5 protein-coding genes are annotated in these 4,838 nt (G+C 54.7%); all 5 read left to right on the top strand.

The features are described from left to right. On the top strand, positions 1-2,048 hold a 2,048-nt coding region (locus BLX41_RS35605; protein WP_259744976.1), incomplete at its 5' end, for a VENN motif pre-toxin domain-containing protein. A gap of 65 nt (positions 2,049-2,113) precedes the next feature. Continuing rightward, positions 2,114-2,623, top strand: coding sequence for a hypothetical protein (locus BLX41_RS33385; protein ID WP_148059744.1), 510 nt, complete (start codon positions 2,114-2,116; stop codon positions 2,621-2,623). A 132-nt stretch (positions 2,624-2,755) separates the two neighbouring features. Further along, on the top strand, positions 2,756-3,157 hold the full coding sequence (locus BLX41_RS33725; protein ID WP_185073621.1) for a hypothetical protein: 402 nt from the start codon (positions 2,756-2,758) through the stop codon (positions 3,155-3,157). Continuing rightward, on the top strand, positions 3,151-3,522 hold the full coding sequence (locus BLX41_RS33730; RefSeq protein ID WP_185073623.1) for a hemagglutinin repeat-containing protein: 372 nt from the start codon (positions 3,151-3,153) through the stop codon (positions 3,520-3,522). The genes BLX41_RS33725 and BLX41_RS33730 overlap by 7 nt, the downstream gene beginning before the upstream one ends. A gap of 433 nt (positions 3,523-3,955) precedes the next feature. After that, positions 3,956-4,838, top strand: an 883-nt coding sequence (locus BLX41_RS17105) for a homoserine dehydrogenase (RefSeq protein WP_259744977.1), incomplete at its 3' end; no start/stop codon positions are given.

Genomic DNA, 4,838 nt, shown 5'->3' on the forward strand with positions numbered 1-4,838 from the left:
AGGACAAGATCAAGTCCAGGTTCGACAGCGTGCAGGAGCAGACGGGATTGTTTGCCGGCAAGGATGGCTATCAAGTCACCGTGGGTGAACATACCCAGCTCAATGGCAGCGTACTTGCCAGCACCGCCAGTGCCGACAAAAACACGCTCGACACCGGCACGCTGGGGTGGTCCGACATTCGCAACAAGGCCGACTTCAGCAGCCAGCATCAGAGCGTGAGTGGCGGTACTGGTGGCGATCTGGGCTCGATGTTCATGGGCAATATGGGCAGCCTGCTGTTGGTGGGTAGCAACAACAGTGGGCATGACAGCAGCACCACTTACGCCGCTGTTTCTGATGGACAGATCACGGTCCGTAACCCGGACAAACAGCAGCAGGATGTGGTGACCCTAAGTCGCGATGTCGAGCACGCCAATAACGCCCTGAGCCCGATTTTTGATAAGGAGAAAGAGCAGAAACGCCTGCGTCAAGCGCAGCTGATTGGCGATATCGGCAATCAGGCGATGGACATTATTCGTACCCAGGGCTCTATCGAGGCGGTCAAGGCCCAGAAAGACCCGCAGATGCTCGAAGCTGCCCGACAGAAGCTGGTTAAGGAAGGCAATCTCTCCCCAACGGGTGAGCAGATTGCGAAGCAGGTCAACGAGACCGTAATGGAGAAATACGGTACTGGTAGCAATCTCCAGCGTGCGGCGCAGGCCGTGACAGCAGCGATACAAGGACTGGCGGGGGGCAATTTCAGCCAGGCGCTGGCGGGCGCATCGGCCCCTTATCTGGCCGGGCTGATCAAGGAAAGTATCCCCGACAGTCTTGAAGCCCGCCTCATGGCGCATGCGGTTCTTGGTGCCGTGCTGGCCAAGTCGCAAGAGAACTCGGCATTGGCCGGTGCAGCAGGGGCTACTATCGGAGAGCTGGTCGCTACCAAGTTGTTCCCGAACAAATCCGTTGATCAACTGACAGAGGCCGAAAGGCAGCAGATATCGGCGCTGTCGACGTTGGCTGGTGGTCTGTTGGGCGGCTTGGTTGGCGGCGATCTAGCCAACGCGGTGGCAGGTGGAGAAACCGCCAAGAATGCTGCCGAGAACAACGCCATGGGCATGGATGTTGGCACTAACCTCGCGCTTTGGTTATCCAATAACAAAGACTGTGACATCGAGTGCAAAGGCAAGATTGCGCAGCAAGGAGCTAGCGGTGGTCTGGTACTTTCTGCTGCTATGTTGGCGGCTGTAACCGCCACTGCAGCAACTCCTGAAGTCATTGCTCTTGCCCGTGCTTCCATGGCTGGTTGCAAAGCTAATCCGGTGCTGTGCGTCAACGAAGTCAATATTTGGTTAGCCGAATTTGTGGCGAGTGAGGCACTACCAGCCGGATTGGTCGCCGGTGGAGCGGCCAAACTGACAGCGGAGCAACTCAGCGACGTCCGAGCGCTGATGGAGCTGCAAAAGCAGACTGGGAAACAGGTGAGCTCTGAGGCGCTGGCTAGTGTTTTCGGTACAAGAAGTACGTCGAAGGTTGGCGGAGAGCTTCCTAAGAAAATTGAACAAGCGGATCTTGGAGAGTTGCTGGGGCGAGGAGGAAATAAAGATGTATTTGCCTATGGTGACAACCAGGCAGTTGGAGTGCTTCGTGAAGGAAAACCAATCGAGAGTCTTAATCAGGAACTGTCGGTACTAAACCAGCTTGACAAACTGGGGTTGCCAACTGTAAATGCTCGTGGCCCAGTTTTAATAGACGGTCAGCCCGCATTAATCTATGAGAAATTTGAGTTAGGTTCTAAGGAGGTTGTAAAGCTAAAGGATGGCAAGATAAGAATTGTTGGTGAGTCCAGCTTGCTTAATGAGAGAAGTGTTTCTGATTTGAAAGCTATTCGTCAGACAATGGTGGATGGTGATATCAGAATCAGTGATTTACAGTTCCTCATTGCCAGAGATGGCCGTGTTGTTATCTCCGATCCTTTGGAGGTCAAGGTAGGGCCCCCTCCGTCATATAACAATCTACGAATGATTGATTTGCTCATTCAGCAGGCTCAGAGGGCGATAGGTAAATGAATTTCGAATCTTGTATCCCAACAAATATATCAGATGACTTAAGGCGGCTTGTCGGGTGTAAATTGATGTCTATTAAACGTTATAGCTGGTGGCCCCCTGAGGATGTGGTAAGTGATTATGGAGTAGCACCGAAAGATGTATTTTCTCTGACGGCAGGCCCTGCGGCTATTGAGATGGAAACGGGTATTGTTTTGGGTATTGCCAGCGACCCATCGTTGAACTCTGTGGTGGTTTGGGTGGAAAAAGATATCAGCGGTAATTACCTTCGAGATGAACCGTTGGATAGAGATGAGGAATTGCACGAAATATCTTCCGTCGATCCGATATATTCTAACTCTTTCTGGCATAGGCTTGCCGGTTGTAGGATTGTGGAAATTAAAGTACTTAAAAGAGTGTACGAATCCATAAGAGTTTCGCAGCGCCCCTGTCAGGTTGGATTATCTTTTTTATTGGATTCTGGGGACGTTTTTCTTGCTGCTCATGGGCTGCATGACGACTCAGATGATTTTTCACTAATTCCTGAATCGTTGATTCTTCCAAGTCTTCAAGAAGGTCTGAGAGAGACTTTGCTATGATCTGCATCAAATCTGTTTTTTCTGGTTTGTCGGTCTTCGGATTATAGTGGGCTATATATTAAGTAATGGTTCGTCTTGGTTTGTTCAATTGTGGGGTTTTCTCGGCAGATTTTATGGGTTCATAATCTGGGATTGAGTGTCGTCTATTTTCTAACAATAGAATCCGGAAAGTATGTGGTATCGGAAACTTTTGACGACGTGTTCGATTCTTGGGATGATCTGATTTCGTATGGCGACCCTGGTTTTATTGGTCTGCAGTTAGATAGGTTTCTGGAAACCCAAGGGTGTGCTCATTTAGTTGTGAGCCTGATTGAGGGGGGCGGGAGTTGGATTCAATGTCAGAGGCTTATCCGGGTGCTTGATATTTGGGCGACCGCCAGAGATATTGTCTCCACCAACTCCACCAACTCCACCAACTCCACCAACTCCACCAACTCCACCAGCCTGGGCGCGGGGCGTAATGTCGAGATCGACAGCGCCACGAAACCAGCGAAGAAAGCCATTCGACATCGAAGAAAAAGTCCGGCTTGTTGAGCAGTGGCGGGATTGGTTTCACCCTAGGCTCGACCAGTGCTCAGAACACCTCTTCCAGCACCACCGAAAACGCCAAGGCCAGCACCATTGGCAGTGTGCTGGACAACGTCGATATCCAGGCCGGCAAGGACCTGACCCTTAAAGGTTCCGAGGTCATCGCGGGCAAGGACATCAGCCTTATCGGGCAGAATGTCAGCATCCTCGCGGCGGAAAATCACAACAAGAGCGAGCAAACCTCCAAAACCAAGACCAGCGGCCTGACCCTGGCCCTTTCCGGAACCGTCGGCAGTGCTGTCGACGCTGCGTACCAGACCACCAAGCAAGCCAAGGAGGAGGACGATAACCGCCACTGCAGCGACTCCTGAAGTCATTGCTCTTGCCCGTGCTTCCATGGCTGGTTGCAAGGCTAATCCGGTGCTGTGCGTCAACGAAGTCAATATTTGGTTAGCCGAATTTGTGGCGAGTGAGGCACTACCAGCCGGATTGGTCGCCGGTGGAGCGGCCAAACTGACAGCGGAGCAGCTCAGTGACGTTCGAGCGCTGATGGCGCTGCAAAAGCAGACCGGGAAACAGGTGAGCTCTGAGGCGTTGTTTGCTGCTTTGGGGGGGCAGGGATACAGGACCAGGCACTCCCGAAGGCGTCCCTGCGCAACCCGCCATGTTTCTATGCCCGCGCACCTGGCTCCAGGCGTGGGCAAAATGCTCAGCAAATACAGCAAAACGGCATATTTCACTGCCCGGGCCAGCCCCCTAACCTTGTGTCCATCAGCTTCTCAACCCGGATGGAACACAACAAAAATGACTGAATACAACATCGCCCTGGTGGGCTTCGGCGGGGTCAATCGGGCCCTGGCGCAATTGATTGCCGAGCGCAATCAGGCATGGAAAAAACAGCTGGGTTTCAGTTTGAAAATCGTCGGCATCAGCGATCTGTTCCTCGGCTCCATCGTCGCTCCCCAGGGGCTGGATGCCGGTCTGCTGAGCAAGCTGCCGGCAACCAAAGGCGCGTTGGCGCAACTGCCGGGCGGCCAGGTGGAGGCGCTCAACGAACAGGTCATCAAGGACTCTGGCGCCGACATCATTGCCGAGGCCACCTTCACCAACCCGGTGGACGGCGAGCCGGCCACGACTTTCTGCCGCTGGGCCCTGGAGCAGGGCAAGCATGTGGTGACCACCAACAAGGGGCCGATTGCCCTGCACGGCGCCGAGCTCAAGGCTTTGGCCCAGCGTAATCAGGCGGCCTTCGAATACGAGGGCGCGGTGATGAGCGGCACTCCGGTGATCCGCCTGGCCCAGCAGTCCCTGGCCGGCAGCGAGTTGCAGGGTTTCGAGGGCATTCTCAACGGCACCTCGAATTTCGTCCTGACCCGCATGGAGGGCGGACTGGGCTTTGCCGAGGCAGTGGCCGAGGCTCAGGCCCTGGGGTATGCCGAGGCTGATCCGACGGCGGATGTCGAAGGCTTTGATGTGCGCTTGAAGGTGGTGATCCTGGCCAATGAACTGCTCGGTGCACAGTTGACCGTCAGCGACGTCAGTTGCCGGGGCATCTCTGGCCTGACGGCGGCGGACCTGGAGCAGGCCCGGGCCGAGGGTGCGCGCTGGAAGCTGATCGGTTTGGCCCAACGCCTGGCCGATGGCTCGCTGCAGGCCAGCGTCGAGCCGCGGTTGTTGCCGCTGGCCC

The organism is Pseudomonas protegens, assembly GCF_003732485.1.
Lineage (GTDB): Bacteria > Pseudomonadota > Gammaproteobacteria > Pseudomonadales > Pseudomonadaceae > Aquipseudomonas > Aquipseudomonas protegens_B.